The sequence below is a fragment of the Methylorubrum subtropicum genome (assembly GCF_038442325.1).
Classification (GTDB): Bacteria; Pseudomonadota; Alphaproteobacteria; order Rhizobiales; family Beijerinckiaceae; genus Methylobacterium; species Methylobacterium subtropicum.
Genome location: NZ_JBBXMW010000027.1, coordinates 15631 through 32239, shown reverse-complemented (window position 1 = coordinate 32239; position 16609 = coordinate 15631). Strand labels below are relative to the sequence as shown.

The window sequence follows — 16609 nt, the reverse complement described above, 5'->3', positions numbered from 1 at the left end:
GGCCCAGGGGCCCCGCGCCGGTGCGAGATTTTTTGTTGGGAGGGTCGTCTGCCGCCGGCTGGTGCTGACGGCATGACGGATCAGCGGGACTGCGGCGCCTCGGGGGCCGACGGCGCGGCGGGCGCAGCCGGGGCCGGGGCGGCGGGCGCAGCGGGCGCCGGAGCCGCCGGCGCGGCGGGCTGGTTCGTCGGCGCGTTCTGGCTGCCCTGGCGGAGCGTGTCGAGCAGGTTGTCGGCGCTCACCGGCTTGTCGGGCTGCTGCGTCTGGGTCGGGCCGGCGCCGTCGAGGATCGAGCGCGGGGCCGCCGAGCGGTGGGCCATGATCGCCAGCGCCATGCTGGTGGTGAAGAACAGGGCCGCCAGGATCGCGGTCGCGCGGGTGAGCGCGTTCGCCTGACCGCGGCCGGTCATGAAGCCCGACACGCCGCCGCTGCCGCCGCCGCCCAGCCCCAGGCCGCCTTCCGAGCGCTGCAGCAGCACCACGGCGATGAGCGCCAGCACGATGATGAGGTGGACGACGATCAGGAGGGTCTGCATGGTGATTCCGGTGTCCGCCCGTCGGCGGGCCTGTCGGTGCCTTCGTCCCCTAACGATCGCGCGGAAGAGCGCGCTCGCGGGGGCCGCTGCACGAAGTGGGGGCTCCTACACCGTTTGCCGAGCGGCGCCAACCGGGCTCGGCCGCATGGCGCGTGCGGCGCACGCCTTTCTGGTGCATCGCCCCTCGCCAGGGCGCCGGGACCGTGCGAGGAACGGGCATGAGCGAATACGCACAAGACGCCGCGCGCCTGCGCGCCTTTATCGACCGCGCCGACCGCGACGAGCTGGGAGCGGTGCAGACCGACCTCCTGCGCATCGCCCTGCAGAAGCCCGATCCGGCCGGGCGTGCTGCGGCGATGGACGGGGTGCAGGCGGCGCTGTCCGACACGATCCGGCCGGACCAGATGAGCCCGCTGCATCAGGCGTTCTATGTGGCGCTGCTGTCGATGATCGAGCGGACCAGGGAGGCCGTGGCGAAGACGCCGGCCTGAACGATCACAGCGTCAATCCCACCCGCGCCCTCATCCTGAGGTGCGCAGCGAAGCGGAGCCTCGAAGGAGGGCTCCAGTAGACGCGCGATCCCTGGAGCCCTCCTTCGAGGCTGCTGCGCAACACCTCAGGATGAGGGGGATGGGTAGGAGAAAAACCTACTTCTCGTAGGCCCGGCAAATCCCCAAAAAGTCTTCGGCCACGAGGCTCGCGCCGCCGACCAGCGCCCCGTCCACGTTCTCGACCGCCATCAGCTCGCGCGCGTTGCCCGGCTTCACCGAGCCGCCGTAGAGGATACGGATCTTGGCGCCCTCGGTGCCGGCCATCTTGTCGAGCATTTCGCGGAGCGACGCGTGGACCTCGGCGATCTCCTTCGGGGTCGGGGTGCGGCCGGAGCCGATCGCCCAGACCGGCTCGTAGGCGATCACCGTGTCCTCGGCGGTGGCGCCCTTCGGGATGCCGATGGCGAGCTGCGCGCGGACGATGTCGAGCGCGCGGCCCTGCTGGCGCTCCTCCATGGTCTCGCCGACGCAGATGATGCCGCGCAAGCCGGCGCGGCGAGCGCCGAGCGCCTTGGCGTGGACGCCGTCGTCGGTCTCGTAATGATAGGCGCGCCGCTCGGAATGGCCGACGATGACGTATTCGGCACCGAGGTCGGCGAACATCTCCGCCGAGATCGAGCCGGTGAAGGCGCCGTTGGCCCGCGCATGCAGGTTCTGGCCGCCGATGGCGATGGGCGAGTCCTTCACCGCCTCGACGCAGGCCGAGACCAGCGTCGCGGGGGGGCAGATCAGCACGTCGATGTCGGCGAGCAACTGGGGCGACAGCCCGTCCCGGATCGCCTCGACGGTGGCGATCGACGAGCGCAGACCGTTCATCTTCCAGTTGCCGGCAACCAGTGGACGTCGTCCCTCGCTCGCCATGGCGTCCCGGTCCCTCCGCACGTGAAAATCGGTATGGGGCGGACCTAGCAGAGCAAGCTTGAGCGCGCAAACAGCGCAAGCGCTGATTCCTTGGCTCTGCCTCAATCGCCGGCGCCCGCCTCTGCGGGCTTAGGCTTTCGCTCCGCTAGATGCCTTGGCGTAGCCGAAGCCGCTGCGCGGGGCGCTCTTCGCGCCCGGCCATACGGATTTCTTTGCGTGGGCGTTCTGAGGGAGTCCTTTGCGGTGGGCGTCCTGATCGTCTATCGCGAGCCTAGACACGGCTCCGCGCCACGCGCCGGGGCGATCAGGGTTTCAGGTCCGGCCGTCCGATGCTCCAGTCCATCCGCAGCGCCAGCCAAACGTGGCTCGGCAAGATCGTGCTCAGCGTGATCTTTACCTTCCTCATCGCGGGCGTGGCGATCTTCGGTGTGGAGGAGTTCTTTCGCGGTGGGTCGAGCACGACGGTGGCCACCGTCGGTAAGACGCCGATCTCGGCCGAAGAGGTCCGCACCGCCTACCAGAACCAGCTCAATCGCTATCAGCAGCAGCTCAAGCGCACGCTGACCCCGGATCAGGCCCGTGCGCTCGGCCTGGAGCGGCAGGTGCTGTCGCAGCTCATCACCGAAGCCGCGCTCGACCAGAAGACCGCCGATCTCGGCCTCGCCGTGTCGGATGCCGCGGTGCTGAAGGCGATCCAGGACGAGCCGAGCTTCAAGGGCGCGAACGGTGCGTTCGACCGGACGCTGTTCTACCAGACGCTCCAGCGCGCGGGCCTCAACGAGGCGCTGTTCGTGCGCGAGCAGCGCTCGGTCATCGCCCGGCTCCAGCTCGCCGATTCGACGGTGGCCGAACTGCCGGTGCCGCAGGCGATGCGCGAGGCGGTCCACCGCTACTCGACCGAGCGCCGCTCGGCCGCCGTACTGGTGCTGACGCCGGCGACCGCGGGCGAGATCCCGGCCCCCACCGACGACGAGCTGAAGAGCTACTACGAAGGCCACAAGGCGAGCTACCGCGCGCCCGAGTACCGCTCGCTGAACCTGCTGGTGCTGGAGCCCGAGACGCTGGCCAAGCCCGATGCCGTCAGCGAGGCCGACGCGAAGACGGCCTACGAGAACAACAAGGGCGTCTACGGCAAGCCGGAGCGCCGCACGATCCAGCAGATCAGCTTCCCCGACGAGGCCGCCGCGCAGGAGGCGCGCGCCAAGATCGAGAGCGGCGAGCAGCCGTTCGAGGCGGTCGCCGTCGCCCGCGGCGCCGATCCGAAGGAGCTGAGCCTCGGCACGCTGGCGAAGTCCGAGCTGTTCGACCCGGCCGTGGCCGACGCCGCCTTCGGCCTGGAGCAGGGCAAGGTGAGCCAGCCGGTCAAGGGTCGCTTCGGCACGGTGCTCCTGCGCGTCACGGCCATCGAGCCCGGCACCGTCAAGCCGTTCGAAGAGGTGAAGGACGAGGTCCGCAAGGAGGTCGCGCTGCGCCGCGCCCGCGACGGCCTCACCGCCGCCCAGGACGCCATCGAGGACGCCCGCGCCTCGGCGAAGCCGCTGGCCGAGATCGCGAACGAGCGCGGGCTCGCCGTGCTGTCGATCCCCGAGGTCGATGCCCGCGGGCTCGACCCGGCCGGCAACGAGGTGGCGGGCATCCCGGACAAGGACACGACGCTGGCGGCCGCCTTCCGCGCCGATGTCGGCAACGACACCGAGGCGCTTCGCACCAAGGACGGCGGCTCGATCTGGTACGACGTCACCAAGATCACGCCCCCGCGCGAAAAGCCGCTGGACGAGGTGCGCGCGGAGGTCGTGAAGGGCTGGACCAAGGCCGAGACCGCAAAGCGCCTCGTCGCCAAGTCCAAAGAGTTGACCGAGCGGCTGGAGAAGGGCGACGCGGTCGAGACCGTGGCGCAGGAGGCCGGCATTCCGGTCAAGGACGTGAGCGATCTCGGCCGCAACCAGAGCAAGGACGACCTCTCGGGCGAGACCGTCGAGCGCATCTTCGTCACGCCGGTCGGCAAGGCAGCCTCCGCGCCCTCGGGCGATGGTCGTGCGGTGTTCAAGGTGACGGCGGCGACGATGCCGGCCTTCGTGCCGGGTACGCCGACCGACACGCAGCTCGTCAACTCGCTCCGCACGGCGCTCGCCGACGACGTGCTCGGCGAGTTCCTGGCCGAGGTGCAGAAGAGCGCGGGCGTGAGCGTCAACCAGACGGCGTTCCGGCGCGCGCTGGGCGGCGAGTACTGAGGGCGTCGATGAGCGATCCTGCCCACGACGCGGTGCGGCGCGCCTACGCGGCGGGCCGCCCGAGCCTGCTCGGCCTCACGCTGGTGGCCGATCTGGAGACCCCGGTCGCCGCCTTCCTCAAGCTGAAGGGGGGGCATGCCGGCCCCGGCTTCCTGCTCGAATCGGTCGAGGGCGGCGCCGTGCGCGGGCGCTACTCGATGATCGGGCTCGACCCCGACCTGATCTGGCGCTGCCGCGACGGGCGAGCCGAGACCGCTCGCGACGCCGCGCTCACGGAGTTCGTCGCCGACGACCGCGCCCCGCTCGAATCCCTGCGCGCGCTGATCGCGGAGAGCGCCATCGGCGACGATCCGGACGGCGCGGCCCTGCCGCCGATGGCGGCGGGGCTGTTCGGCTATCTCGGCTACGACATGGTGCGTGCCATGGAGCGGCTGCCGCAGCCCAACCCCGATCCCCTCGGCGTGCCCGACGCGATTCTCGTGCGCCCGCAGACCATGGTGGTGTTCGACGCGGTCGCCGACGCGCTCACCGTCGTCACCCCCGTGCGCCCCGTCGAAGGCATGAGCGCGAGCGCGGCCGTCGAGGCGGCGCAGGACCGGCTCGACCGGGTGGCGGCGGCGCTGGAAAGCCCGCTGCCGATCGAGGCGTGGGTGGACGCCGCGGGCCTCGCCCTGCCCTCCCCGGTCTCGAACACCCCGCCTGACGAATTTCTGGGTATGGTCGCCAAGGCCAAGGAATACATCGTCGCGGGCGACATCTTTCAGGTGGTGCTGTCGCAGCGCTTCGAGGCGCCGTTCACCCTGCCGGCCTTCGCGCTCTACCGCTCGCTCCGGCGCACCAACCCGGCGCCGTTCCTCTGCTACCTCGATTTCGAAGGTTTCCAAGTCGTCTGCTCTAGCCCCGAAATCCTCGTGCGGGTGCGCGAGGGCACGGTGACGATCCGCCCCATCGCAGGCACGCGGCGGCGCGGCGCCACGCCCGCCGAGGACAAGGCGCTCTCGGACGAGCTGCTGGCCGACCCGAAAGAACGCTCCGAACACCTGATGCTGCTCGATCTCGGCCGCAACGACGTCGGCCGCGTCTCGAGGATCGGTAGCGTGCGGGTCACGGACTCGTTCTTCCTCGAATACTATTCCCAGGTCATGCACATCGTCTCGAACGTCGAGGGCGATCTCGACCCGCAGCACGACACGCTCGCCGCGCTCGCCGCGGGTTTCCCCGCCGGCACGGTCTCGGGCGCGCCGAAGGTGCGGGCGATGGAGATCATCGACGAGCTGGAGCGCGAGAAGCGCGGACCCTACGGCGGCTGCATCGGCTATTTCGGGGCGCGGGGCGAGATGGACACCTGCATCGTGCTCCGCACGGCAATCGTGAAGGACGGCCGCATGCACGTGCAGGCGGGCGCTGGCATCGTCTACGATTCCGACCCGCATTCCGAGCAGCAGGAATGCGTGAACAAGGCCAAGGCATTGTTTCGCGCCGCGGAGGATGCGGTGTCGTTCGCCAGCCGGGCGCGGCGGGGGCAGTAGGCGGCGCCTCACTGTAGGGTATTCCCTCTACCGTCATTCCGGGGCGCGAAGCGAACCCGGAATCCACGACTGGCCGCGACGATGTGAGTGAGCCGCGCATCACGGGCGGATTCCGGGTTCCGCTGCGCGGCCCCGGAATGACGGCGGTGGGTCGGAAAGATTGATCCGTCTTGACTCCCGTTCGCGGTCTCGCCACCCCGTAACGACGGCACATCCCACCCACACCCTCATCCTGAGGTGCCCGCCTCGGCGGGCCTCGAAGGAGGGCTCCAGGGATCGCGCGATACGCTGGAGCCCTCCTTCGAGGCCTACGCTTCGCTGCGGCACCTCAGGATGAGGGGGGTGGGTTGGAGAGATTTCGCCGCAAGGCCTTACGCCCGATGTCCAACGTCCTCGTCATCGACAACTACGATTCCTTCACGTGGAATCTCGTCCACCTGATCGGCCCGCTCTGCGGCCGGATCGACGTGGTGCGCAACGATCAGATCGATGTCGCCGGCATCCGCGCGCGGGCGCCGGATGCGCTGGTGCTGTCGCCGGGGCCGTGCACGCCCAACGAGGCGGGGGTGTGCCTTGACGTGGTGAGGGAGCTGGGCGCGGAGGTGCCGATCTTCGGCGTCTGCCTCGGGCTGCAGACCATCGGGCAGGCCTATGGCGGCGACGTGGTGCGGGCGCCCGCGCCGATGCACGGCAAGGTCTCGACCATCCGCCACGAGGCGAAGGGGGTGTTCCGCGGCATCAACGAGGGGTTCGATGCCACCCGCTACCACTCGCTGGTAGTGGACCGCGCGAGCTGCCCGGACGACCTCACGGTGACGGCCGAGGCCGACGGGCTGATCATGGGGCTGCAGCACCGGGACTTGCCGGTGCACGGCGTCCAGTTCCATCCCGAGAGCATCCTGTCGAACCACGGCACCCAGATCATCCAGAACTTCCTCGACCTCGCCGCGGCGTGGCGGGCGCAGGCGCGCCCGGGTGCGTGACAAGGCGGGCCTAGCCGTGCATTGACGGTCGCATCCCCCTCCCCCCCTCCGCGGGGGAGGGTGGCCCTCGCGTCAGCGAGGGTCGGGAGAGGGGAGCGACGTTTCCGGACAGTGCGCGCCCCTCACCCGACCCGCTTCGCGAGCCACCCTCTCCCGCGGAGGGGAGAGGGTTCGAGCAGAGCCCGACCCATGGACGCCTTCAAGACCCATCTCGCCACCGTCGCGACCGGCGCCGCGCTCAGCCGCGAGCAGGCGCGTGCCGCCTTCGACGACCTGCTCTCCGGCGAGGTCACCCCGGTCCAGGCCGGCGCCTTCCTCACCGCCTTGGCCGTGCGCGGCGAGAGCGAGGACGAAATCCTGGGCGCCGTCTCGGCGATGCGCGCCCGGATGCTGCCCGTGACCGCGCCAACGGGCGCCATCGACATCGTCGGCACCGGAGGGGATCATTCGGGCAGCTACAACGTCTCGACGCTCGCCGCGATCCTCACCGCGGCCTGCGGCGTGCCGGTGGCCAAGCACGGCAACCGCGCCGCGACCTCGCGCTCGGGTGCCGCCGACGTGCTCGCCGCGCTCGGCGTCACCATCGGGCTCGATCCCGCCGGGCTCGCCCGTTGCCTCGAACGGGCGGGCCTGTGCTTCATGTTCGCGCAGACCCATCACGGCGCCATGCGCCACGTCGCGCCGACGCGCTCCGAATTGCCGTTCCGCACGATCTTCAACATGCTGGGCCCGCTCTCGAACCCGGCCGGCGTCACGCGCCAAGTGTTCGGCGTGTCGCGCCCGGCCTGGGCCGAGCCGCTGACGCGGGTGCTCGGCGCTCTGGGCAGCCGCCGGGTCTGGACCGTGCACGGCTCCGATGGGCTCGACGAGATCACCACCACCGGCCCGACTGCGGTGGTCGCGCTGGATGACGGCGCGCTCCGGCACTTCACCATCCACCCCGAGGATGTCGGCCTGCGGCTGTCGACCCTCGACGACCTGCGCGGCGGCGATCCCGAGCACAACGCGGCGGCGCTCAGCGCCGTGCTGGCGGGCGAACGCAACGCCTATCGCGACATCGCCGTGCTGAACGCGGGCGCCGGCCTCGTGGTGGCGGGCGCCGTCGGCACCCTCTCGGAGGGCGTCGAACGCGCGCAGGCCGCGATCGATTCGGGCGCGGCGCGGGGCACGCTGGCCCGGCTCGTCGCCGCCTCGCAGGCGTGATAAGGCCCGCCAGGGCTTCGAGGAATAACCGATGGACGACATCGTGGCCGATGTGATCGCGGCGCCGGAGCGCGCCAGCGTGCTCGCCCGGATCGAGGCCTACAAGCGCCGCGAGGTCTCGGAGGCGAAGCTGCGCCTGCCGCTCGCCAAGCTCGAGAAGCTCGTCGCCAAGGCCGACGCGCCCCGCGGCTTCGCCGACGCCATCGCGGCGCATATCGCGGAAGGCCGCCCGGCCCTGATCGCCGAGATCAAGAAGGCCTCGCCCTCCAAGGGGCTAATCCGGGCCGACTTCGACCCCGCGACGCTTGCCAGGGCCTATGAGGCGGGCGGGGCCACCTGCCTCTCGGTGCTGACCGACACGCCGTCCTTCCAGGGCGCGCCGGAGTTCCTCGTCCAGGCCCGCGCCGCCTGCGCGCTGCCGGTGATCCGAAAGGATTTCCTGTTCGAGCCGTATCAGGTGTTCGAGGCCCGCGCCTGGGGCGCCGACTGCATCCTCGTCATCATGGCCTGCCTCGACGACGCGGAGGCGAAGGCGCTGACCGAGACCGCCCACGATCTCGGCATGGACGTGCTGGTCGAGGTCCACGACGCGGACGAGCTGGCACGCGCGATCCCCCTCGGCACGCGGCTGGTCGGCGTCAACAACCGCAACCTCAAGACCTTCGAGGTCTCGTTCGAGACCGCGATCGACCTCAAGCCCGGCATCCCGGCGGACCGGATCGCGGTGGCCGAGAGCGGCATCGGCAGCCACGCCGACGTGCGGCGGCTGCGCCAGCACGGCCTCGACACCATCCTCGTCGGCGAGAGCCTGATGCGCCAGGCCGACGTCACCGCCGCGACCCGCGCCCTGCTGTTCGGAGACGAGGCTTGAGCGAGGGCCGCCTCACCCATATCGACGCGTCCGGCGCGGCCAACATGGTCGATGTCTCGGACAAGGCCGCGACCTCCCGCACGGCGGTCGCCGAGGGCGTCGTCGTCATGCTCCCCGAGACGCTCGCGCTGATCCGCGAAGGCGACGCCAAGAAGGGCGACGTGATCGGCACGGCGCGGCTCGCCGGCATCATGGCGGCCAAGCGCACCCACGAGCTGATCCCGCTCTGCCACCCGCTGCTGCTGACGAAGGTCAGGATCGCCTGCGAGCCCGACGACGCGCTGCCGGGCCTGCGCCTCACCGCCGAGGTGCGGGTGCAGGGTCAGACCGGCGTCGAGATGGAGGCGCTGACCGCCGTGTCGGTCGCCTGCCTCACGGTCTACGACATGGTGAAGGCCGCCGACCGCGGCATGCGGATCGAGGGGATCCGGCTGCTGTCGAAGGAGGGTGGGAAATCGGGCGAGTGGCGGGCGGAGGACGGGGCGTGACCGTGCGGCAGCGCAGCCCTCTCCCCTCTCCCGCCCGTTCCGCGGGCACCCTCCCCCGCAGAGGGGGGAGGGTTTTTGGCGGGCGCGCCCGAGGAGTTCGCGCATGAGCCTCCTCCCCGTCGCCGAAGCGCTCGCAAAAATCCTCGCCGCGATCCCCGGCCCGGTCGAGTCCGAATCCGTCCCCGTCGCCCAAGCCGCTGGCCGCACCCTGGCGGCCGACATCGCGGCCCTGCGCACCCAGCCCCCCTTCCCCGCCTCCGCCATGGACGGCTACGCGGTACGGGCCGAAGACGTCGCGCAGATCCCGGCCACCCTGCGCTTGGTCGGCACCAGCGCCGCCGGGCACGGCCATTCCAAAAGAATCGGGCCGGGCGAAGCGGTGCGCATCTTCACCGGGGCTCCGGTGCCGGAGGGCGCCGACGCCATCCTGATTCAGGAGAACGCCGACACGGACGGCGATACCGTCACCGCCCGCGAGTCCGTCGCCGCGGGCCGGTTCCTGCGCCGGGCCGGGCTCGATTTTTCCCGAGGCGCGACGCTGCTGCGGGCGGGCGAGACCCTCGATGCCCGCCGCCTCGCGCTCGCGGCGGCCGCGGGCCATGCGGTGCTGCCCCTGCGGCGGCGCCCGCGGGTCGCCGTCATCGCCACCGGCGACGAGCTGGTGCGGGTGGGCGAGACCCCGGCCTGGGACCAGATCGTCGCCTCGAACGGGCTGGCGCTCGCCGCGCTCGCGACCGAATCCGGGGCCGAGGCGATCGATCTCGGCATCGTCGCCGACGATCTCGGCGCTTTGCGCGACGCGATCACCCGCGCCCGCACGGCTGAGGCCGACCTCGTCGTGACGCTCGGCGGCGCCTCGGTCGGCGATCACGATCTCGTCCAGGCGGCGCTCCACGAGGAAGGGCTCGAACTCGGCTTCTGGCGCGTGGCGCTCCGCCCGGGCAAGCCGCTGATGTTCGGACGGCTCGGGGCCATGACGGTGATCGGGCTGCCGGGCAATCCGGTCTCCTCGATCGTCTGCGGCCTTCTCTTTGTGGTGCCGGCGATCCGGGCGCTGCTCGGCGACCCGCGCGCCGGGGCGGATCGCAGCGAGCCGGCCCGGCTCGGCCGCGACATGCCGGAGAACGATGGGCGCCAGGATTACCTGCGCGCCCGCCTCGACACGGCGCCGGACCGCCTGCCGGTCGCGCACCCGGAGAGCCGGCAGGATTCCTCCATGCTCTCGGTGCTGGGATCGAGCGAGGCGCTTCTCGTCCGCGCGCCGCACGCGCCGGCGGCCAAGGCGGGCGATCCCTGCCGCATCATCCGCCTCGACCGCCGCATCGTCTGACACGGAACGCGACGGGAAGGGCTTGAGGGCTCGTGCCGGGTGTCAGCCCCGCGCCAGCAGCATCAGTTGCTCGCAGGCCGGATGCGGCGTGCCCGGCGCGGTCACGAGGGTCGAGCTGCGCCACGTGAGGAGGCCGAGGCCGGTGCTGCGCCCATCGACCGACAGGGCCGCCGCCCGCCCCGAGTGCGCGCCGGTCGGCGTCTCGGCCACCACGCGGATCTCGTAGAACTGGCGCAGCGACGCCTTCACGTGCTGGCGCAGGCCTTCGGAGCGGGCGCCGCCGCGCGCCGCCAGGACCGGGTTGAGGCTCGGATCGATCCCGCCGCCGGTGTTCCACACGGTCACGGCGGGCCGCAGGAGCGCGGCGATCGCCCGTGTCATGGAGGGGAGCCGGTCGAGTTCGTCGATGGAATCGTAAGGGGCGTTGCGCGGGCCGTAGGCGAGGCCGCGGGCCTTGTATTGCGGGCCTTCCGCGCCGCCCATCGGTTCGGGCACGTCGTCGGCGTCGCGATCATCGACGATCTCGGCGGCGAGGGTCGCGGCGTCGCGGTCGGGCACGCCCAGCGCCCGGAACGCCTCCTCAAGCAGCGGGCGCGGCGAGGCGTTGAGGTCGATCAATCCGCCCTGATCCTGCACGGTGACCCGGATCAGGCCGCCGCCGGGCAGCGGACAACTGAGCGTGCCGCCGTTCTCGGGGAGGCCGAGGCCAGGGAGGCGCCGCACCCGCTCGTTGATGAGCGAGACCGCGACGAAGCGGGTGAATCCGTCCACGAGGCCCTGCAGCCGCAGCCCGTCGAAGCGGGCCGTGGTCGTGCGGGTGTGGGTCTGCATCTGCTGCGTCGCAAGTGCCGCGGCGGCGGCGACGATCATCAGGATCGCGACGACCGAGGGCAGCACGAAGCCCGCCTCGCCGGATCGGTCGCGGCTCATGGGCCGGCTCCGAGCGGAAGCACCAGGGCGGGCCAGCGCCGGGCGTCGGCGGCGGGGAAATCGACGCTGACCTCGACCAACGTCGGCAGCCGGTCGTTGCGCGGCCAGGTCGTGACCCAGCGCGGCTGCCAATCCGACGCGCCGCCCTGTCCCAAGGTGCCGAAATAGCGCAGCCTCAGGCCCAGGATGCCGTCGAGCAGCACCTCGCGCTGCGGCCCGGTCGCGGTCTCGGAGGTGACGCGGGTGTCCTCGACCAGCGCGACGCTCCCGTCGGGGGCCGCCGCCGTGGTCAGCCCGAACGCGATCTGCGAGATGCGCTCGGCCTCGGCATTCGCCCCGATCGTCGCCGTGAGCGCCCCGCTCTGCCCGAGGAAGGCGACGCGCTTGCCGTCGCGGCGGCGGCGGACGACGTTGGCCAGCGTGCGGCGCAGATGGCCGCGCACGAGCTGCACCTCCTCCTGCGCGCCCAGCCGCTGCGCGCTGCGGGTGACGAGCCCCGTCGCCTGGAGCGACTGGATCAGCAGCATCGCGATCAGCGACATCAGCGCGAGCGAGACGATCATCTCGATCAGGGTGAAGCCGGATTCGTCGGTCTCAGCCACCGAGCCCCTCCGCCACGAGGGTGGTGTAGATCACGCGGCCGTCCGCGGCGCCCTCGCGCAGGCGCACGCGCCAGAGCGGCGGCAGGTTCCGCCAGCCCAGCATTGGCCCGATATCGGCGACTTCGAGCGACCACAGCCGCCCGTTGGAGAACCGGCCCTGCTCGATGCCGGGCCGCAGCGCCCCCGCGGCGGCGCGCAGCTGCACGATGCTCTCGGCCTCGTCGATGACGATGTCGATCGCCTCGACCCGCTGGCCGCGGGCGAGGATGTCGCCGTGGATGCGCAGCACGAACATGGTGGCGAGCGCCACGATGGCGAAGGCGACGAGCACCTCGACCAGGGTGAAGCCGGCCTCCGCCTCCGCCGGATCGTGCGGGGGCAGTCTCACGGCGCGATCTCGGCCCGCCGGACCGCGCCCGTCGCCCGGCTGACGACGAGGATGCGGGTGCCTCCCGAGCCCGACAGAGTGATGCGTGCGCCCGTGCTGCCGCCGTCCGGCAGGAAGCGGATTTCCCCCGGCTCGACCCGGCCGGGCGTGCCGCCCTCGACGCTCACCCGCCACTCCGGCATCGCCAGGGCGGGTGCGCCGGGGCGGGTGCTGACGAAGCGGCGCGTCTCCTCGTCGTAGGCGAGGCTCATCGGGCGGCCGGTGCGTTGGGCCTCGATCCGCAGCAGGGCGACCTCGCCGACGACGGCCTCGGCGGCGGCGTTGAGCCGGTGCGAGGGGAAGAGGCCGCCGATCGACGGCGCGCCGATCCCGACGGCGAGCCCGAGGATCGCCAGCACGACCAGCATCTCGACCAGCGAGAAGCCGGCATTCCGCCTGTCGCGGCGGGCGCTCATCGCGCGGGCGCCTCCGCCCCCGACCGCTCGCCCCCTGCCAGCGCGGCGAGCCGCGCCGCCAGCCGGTCCGGCGCGTCCTCGGCCGAGAGGCGATCCACGATCAGCCCGTCGCCGTCGATCAGGAGGATCGCGGCGGTATGGCCGTAGACATGGCCGCCGCCGGGTAGATCGGTGCGCCGCGCGACCGCGCCGAAGCTCGCCAGCGCCTCCTCGACCGCGCCGCGCGTCCCCGTCAGGGCGACGATGCGCGGATCGAAATGCGTCATGTATCGGGCCAGCACCTCGGTCGTGTCGCGCTCGGGATCGACCGTGACGAAGTAGAGGGGCGGCGCGCGGCCGGGCAGCCGCGCCAGGGCGGCCGACAACGCCGCCAGCGTGGTCGGGCAGATGTCGGGGCAGTGGGTGAACCCGAAGAACAGGCCGTAGGGCCGGCCGACCAGTTCGTCCGAATCGATCGTCGTGCCGTTGGAGGCGGTCAGGCGGAAATATCCGGCCAGAAGGCCCGTGTTCGCGGGCGCGAGCCGGGTCGGGACGGGGGGCGCCTCGGTCGCGACGGCGCCGGAGAGCGCGAGCCCGAGCGCGGCGGCACCGATTCTGATCGCGAGCATGGACGGGCCTTGCAGGATGTCGGCGCGGCGGGCCGCCCCGCCGCGGGAACCTGACCCTCAGGCCTATTCGCAAAGCGTTAACGATGCCTTGGCCGCCGCGCCCGACCGGGATCGGGACGACGCACCCGGTCCCGATCCATCAGAAACGTGATCCCGGCATCCCGGCCTTTGCCGGAACCGGTTTGCGCGCAACCCGTTTGTGCCTCGCGAACGATGGCCTGGACTTGGATCGATCCGATCAGAATACCAGTATGATTGTATCATTGAAGTCCGGTGCCGACCCCTCATCTCACGGGTGAACCGAAGCTCTGTCGAACTCGATGGAGCCGCGGACCGAACACAGAATTCGACCTCGGCGGAGCCCGCGAGGACCGGTCCGGCCAGTTCCGAACCGTCTCGTTCCTCTCGCCGAGCACACCCGAACCTCAGGAGAACCGCATGATCCGTAAGCTTCTCACCGTCTTCGTGCTGCCGCGGGTGATCGCCCTCGTCACCCGCCGCCTCACCGGCCGGGCCGCGACGCCGCCGCGCCGGGGCTACTGAGCTTCGCCCCCTCGAACCTCGCATGACGGCGGCCTGACGCTGATCCACACGGACAAGGACGAGACATGAGCAAGGGATATCCCTCGATGACGGCCCTGCTGGGCCTGCTCGCGATGGCGGGCTACCAGAACCGGGACAAGATCGCCGAGTGGCTCGGCTCCTCCCACCGGGACGCCCGCGGCGGCGTCGTGCCTCCGGTGACCCCGAGCGCCCCGGTGACGGGCTCGACGATGCCGTCCGGCCTGGAGCGCGTGCTCGGCGGCGTCGGCACCGCCGGCGTCGGCGGCCTGCTCGCCACCGGGCTCACCGAACTCGTCGAGCACTTCACGAAGGGCGGCCACGGCGAGACGGCGAAGTCCTGGGTCGACGAGGGCACCAACCGCGCCATCGCCGAGGCGGAGCTGGAGCGCGCCATCGGCCCGGCGACCCTCGACCACCTCGCGCAGCAGACCGGCCTCAGCCGCTCGGACATCGTCTCCCGCCTGTCGCGCGAGCTGCCCTCGGCCATCGACCGTTACGCGATCGACGGCCGCCGCTTCGCCTGACCGCGCGAGGACGGACGAGAAACGAGCGCCGTCGCCCACGGGCGGCGGCCCGCACCGCCCCGAGGAGCCCGATCCGATATGACGACCGGCCCGCGCCGCATCATCCTTACGGTGCTGCTCGTCGCGCTCGGGTTGCTCGTGACCCTGCTCGGACGCCGACCGCGCCAGCGCGGGGCGGTGCCGGTCGCGCTACCGGCCCCCGTCGCCGGCCCCTCGCCCGCGCCGCGCACGCAAGGCCGGAGGCGGGGCGCGCTCGTCGCCGGGCTCGCGGGCCTGCTGCTCCTGGCCGGGATCGCCGGTGCCCTGTTCGCGAACCGCGATGGGGCATTCGGGCCCGGTCCGCACGCGACGGACGGTGAGCGGACCCCGCTCGCGGCCCTGTCGCCGCCGGATGCCGGCCAAGGCGACGCCCCGGCGCGGGGACCGGAGATGCTCCAAGCGGTCCCGCCGCAGCCGGGGCAACGCGCCGAGATCGGTGCGGACGACGCAGTGCCGAGCCGGTCGCCCGGCGGGCCCGTGCCCGATGCGCCGCCGCCCGCGCAGGATCGCCGCCCTTCGTCGGACGTGCCCGTCGCCGGGGCATATCCGAACGCCGCCTCGAAGCGCGCCGACACCGAGACCGTCGATCCCACTCCGCGGTCAACCACGGACAGCGCGGGAGCGCTTCCCGGCGCAGTGGACACCGGCTCGTCGAACGAAAGCACGGCGAAATCCGAATCGAGGGACGCGACCCGACCTGACGGGGCCGGGCACGGCGCGAGCGCCGGCCCGCGCATGGTCCTGAACGATCCGCTCGTCGCCCCCGCCACCGTCGAGCCCGATGGGACCGTGACGTTCGCCGCGCGCCGAGGCAGTGGCCCGGACGTCCCCGAAATCCCGTCGCAAGCCGCCGATCCCGCCGCGGGCGAGGCCCGCGAGACCGCCGAGGCTCCGTCCGCTCACTCGCCTCCGGGCCGCGACGGGGTCGAGCGGTCGGCGGCGGGGCCGGACACGCCACATGAGCGCGGGGTGGAGCAGGACGCCGCATCGCAGCCCTTCAGCACCGGAAGCCTCGCCCGGAACGTCCCGACCGGGTCCGGCCCGGCATCGTCGCATGTCCACGTCCCCGACATCGGGACGGTGCTCATCGCGCTGGGCGACACCCTGTGGGCGATCAGCCGGCGCACCTATGGCGGCGGGCGCCGCTACACGGCGATCCACGCGGCCAACCGGGACGTGGTCCGCGATCCCGACCTGATCTACCCCGGACAGATCCTCGTTCTCCCGAGCCGAGACGCCCTCATCACCGACCGTGGAGCACTGCGCGACTGACGCCGCGCGTCGAGCCCCCGTCCGCGATCCGGCCGGATGGGCGGATGTGTCTCAGATCGACGGCGGCGGCGTGAGGACGATGTTTCGCCTCTCAGCCGCACCGGGAGAAGCGAATGCCGTTCATCAGGGAGACGATCTGCGCCGTGGCAATCGGCTTTTCCGCCACCGTCGCGCACGCTCAGGAGGCTGCACCGACCATCGCCGAAGAAGGCGACTGGGTTCTCAAAAAATCCGAAAATTCCTCCGGCCCGGGGGCGGCCTGCATCCTGGCGCCGAAGAGCCGCTCGCGCATCCAGATCGTCGGCGACCGGCTTGAGGTGACGGGCCTGCCGAAGAACTCGATCTTCAACTACCAGTACCGGATCGACGACGGGCCAGTGTCGAGCATTGGGTTTCCTACGGCGTCGATGCAGCAGGCCGGGGCAGTCACGCTGGAGGGCGCCGCCTTCGAGAGCATCCTGAACGGCCGCCGCTTCAGCATCCGCCTGCTCGACCGCTGGCACGAAGCCATCACGGAAGAGGTCAGCCTCGCCGGCCTGCGCAGCCTGCGCGACAGGAGCGCGGAGGCCTGCAGGTGATCCGGCCTACAAAGAATTCTGTCAAGTGCCGGCCGGACCCGATCGTCGGCCGCGCCGAAGAGGGGT

General features: G+C 71.8%; 18 protein-coding genes. 11 read left to right on the top strand and 7 right to left on the bottom strand.

What is annotated here, in order from left to right; genetic code table 11:
• Positions 1 to 80 precede the first annotated feature (80 nt).
• A complete protein-coding gene (gene secG / locus AAHG03_RS24375) occupies positions 81 to 536 on the bottom strand; it encodes a preprotein translocase subunit SecG (protein ID WP_342153918.1) in 456 nt (151 codons plus the stop codon).
• Positions 537 to 754: 218 nt separating this feature from the next.
• Between secG and AAHG03_RS24370 the strand changes: the two genes are divergently transcribed.
• Positions 755 to 1027 carry a hypothetical protein gene (locus AAHG03_RS24370; protein ID WP_342153916.1) on the top strand — a complete coding sequence of 91 codons (273 nt, stop codon included), beginning with the start codon at positions 755 to 757 and terminating at the stop codon, positions 1025 to 1027.
• Between the two features lie 156 nt (positions 1028 to 1183).
• Here AAHG03_RS24370 and tpiA read toward each other — a convergent pair whose 3' ends face one another.
• Complete coding sequence (tpiA, locus tag AAHG03_RS24365) at positions 1184 to 1948, bottom strand: triose-phosphate isomerase (protein ID WP_342153914.1); 765 nt, start codon at positions 1946 to 1948, stop codon at positions 1184 to 1186.
• A 329-nt stretch (positions 1949 to 2277) separates the two neighbouring features.
• On the opposite strand from tpiA, the gene AAHG03_RS24360 reads away from it, so the two are divergent.
• The 7 genes from AAHG03_RS24360 (at position 2278) to AAHG03_RS24330 (ending at position 10583) form a co-directional block, all read left to right on the top strand.
• Complete coding sequence (locus tag AAHG03_RS24360; protein WP_342153912.1) at positions 2278 to 4179, top strand: peptidylprolyl isomerase; 1902 nt, start codon at positions 2278 to 2280, stop codon at positions 4177 to 4179.
• 8 nt (positions 4180 to 4187) lie between these two features.
• A complete protein-coding gene (gene trpE / locus AAHG03_RS24355; protein ID WP_342153910.1) occupies positions 4188 to 5708 on the top strand; it encodes an anthranilate synthase component I in 1521 nt (506 codons plus the stop codon).
• Between the two features lie 380 nt (positions 5709 to 6088).
• The gene (locus tag AAHG03_RS24350) at positions 6089 to 6691 is read left to right on the top strand and encodes an anthranilate synthase component II (protein WP_342153908.1); all 603 of its coding nucleotides are present in this window, start codon (positions 6089 to 6091) and stop codon (positions 6689 to 6691) included.
• Positions 6692 to 6880: 189 nt separating this feature from the next.
• Positions 6881 to 7894 carry an anthranilate phosphoribosyltransferase gene (gene trpD, locus AAHG03_RS24345; RefSeq protein ID WP_342153906.1) on the top strand — a complete coding sequence of 338 codons (1014 nt, stop codon included), beginning with the start codon at positions 6881 to 6883 and terminating at the stop codon, positions 7892 to 7894.
• Positions 7895 to 7925: 31 nt separating this feature from the next.
• On the top strand, positions 7926 to 8765 hold the full coding sequence (gene trpC, locus AAHG03_RS24340; protein WP_342153904.1) for an indole-3-glycerol phosphate synthase TrpC: 840 nt from the start codon (positions 7926 to 7928) through the stop codon (positions 8763 to 8765).
• A 44-nt stretch (positions 8766 to 8809) separates the two neighbouring features.
• Positions 8810 to 9253 (top strand): cyclic pyranopterin monophosphate synthase MoaC, encoded by a 444-nt coding sequence (gene moaC / locus AAHG03_RS24335; RefSeq protein ID WP_412759789.1) that lies wholly within the window; start codon positions 8810 to 8812, stop codon positions 9251 to 9253.
• Between the two features lie 103 nt (positions 9254 to 9356).
• Entirely contained in the window at positions 9357 to 10583 is a 1227-nt protein-coding gene (locus AAHG03_RS24330; protein WP_342153900.1) for a molybdopterin molybdotransferase MoeA, read from the top strand.
• 42 nt (positions 10584 to 10625) lie between these two features.
• On the opposite strand, the gene AAHG03_RS24325 is transcribed toward AAHG03_RS24330, so the two are convergent.
• The 5 genes from AAHG03_RS24325 to AAHG03_RS24305 are packed head-to-tail and all read right to left on the bottom strand — an operon-like array spanning position 10626 to position 13566.
• Entirely contained in the window at positions 10626 to 11513 is an 888-nt protein-coding gene (locus AAHG03_RS24325; protein ID WP_342153898.1) for a type II secretion system minor pseudopilin, read from the bottom strand.
• Positions 11510 to 12115 carry a prepilin-type N-terminal cleavage/methylation domain-containing protein gene (locus AAHG03_RS24320; protein WP_342153896.1) on the bottom strand — a complete coding sequence of 202 codons (606 nt, stop codon included), beginning with the start codon at positions 12113 to 12115 and terminating at the stop codon, positions 11510 to 11512. Before AAHG03_RS24320 ends, AAHG03_RS24325 begins: the two co-directional genes overlap by 4 nt.
• On the bottom strand, positions 12108 to 12503 hold the full coding sequence (locus tag AAHG03_RS24315) for a type II secretion system protein (RefSeq protein ID WP_342153894.1): 396 nt from the start codon (positions 12501 to 12503) through the stop codon (positions 12108 to 12110). Before AAHG03_RS24315 ends, AAHG03_RS24320 begins: the two co-directional genes overlap by 8 nt.
• The gene (locus AAHG03_RS24310) at positions 12500 to 12958 is read right to left on the bottom strand and encodes a GspH/FimT family pseudopilin (protein WP_342153892.1); all 459 of its coding nucleotides are present in this window, start codon (positions 12956 to 12958) and stop codon (positions 12500 to 12502) included. The genes AAHG03_RS24315 and AAHG03_RS24310 overlap by 4 nt, the downstream gene beginning before the upstream one ends.
• On the bottom strand, positions 12955 to 13566 hold the full coding sequence (locus AAHG03_RS24305; RefSeq protein ID WP_342153890.1) for an SCO family protein: 612 nt from the start codon (positions 13564 to 13566) through the stop codon (positions 12955 to 12957). Before AAHG03_RS24305 ends, AAHG03_RS24310 begins: the two co-directional genes overlap by 4 nt.
• A 608-nt stretch (positions 13567 to 14174) precedes the next feature.
• Between AAHG03_RS24305 and AAHG03_RS24300 the strand changes: the two genes are divergently transcribed.
• The 3 genes from AAHG03_RS24300 to AAHG03_RS24290 all read left to right on the top strand — a co-directional run bounded on the left by AAHG03_RS24300 (position 14175) and on the right by AAHG03_RS24290 (position 16543).
• Complete coding sequence (locus AAHG03_RS24300) at positions 14175 to 14654, top strand: YidB family protein (protein WP_342153889.1); 480 nt, start codon at positions 14175 to 14177, stop codon at positions 14652 to 14654.
• Between the two features lie 78 nt (positions 14655 to 14732).
• Positions 14733 to 15965, top strand: coding sequence for a LysM peptidoglycan-binding domain-containing protein (locus AAHG03_RS24295; protein WP_342153887.1), 1233 nt, complete (start codon positions 14733 to 14735; stop codon positions 15963 to 15965).
• A 113-nt stretch (positions 15966 to 16078) separates the two neighbouring features.
• Complete coding sequence (locus tag AAHG03_RS24290; protein WP_342153885.1) at positions 16079 to 16543, top strand: hypothetical protein; 465 nt, start codon at positions 16079 to 16081, stop codon at positions 16541 to 16543.
• Positions 16544 to 16609 lie beyond the last annotated feature (66 nt).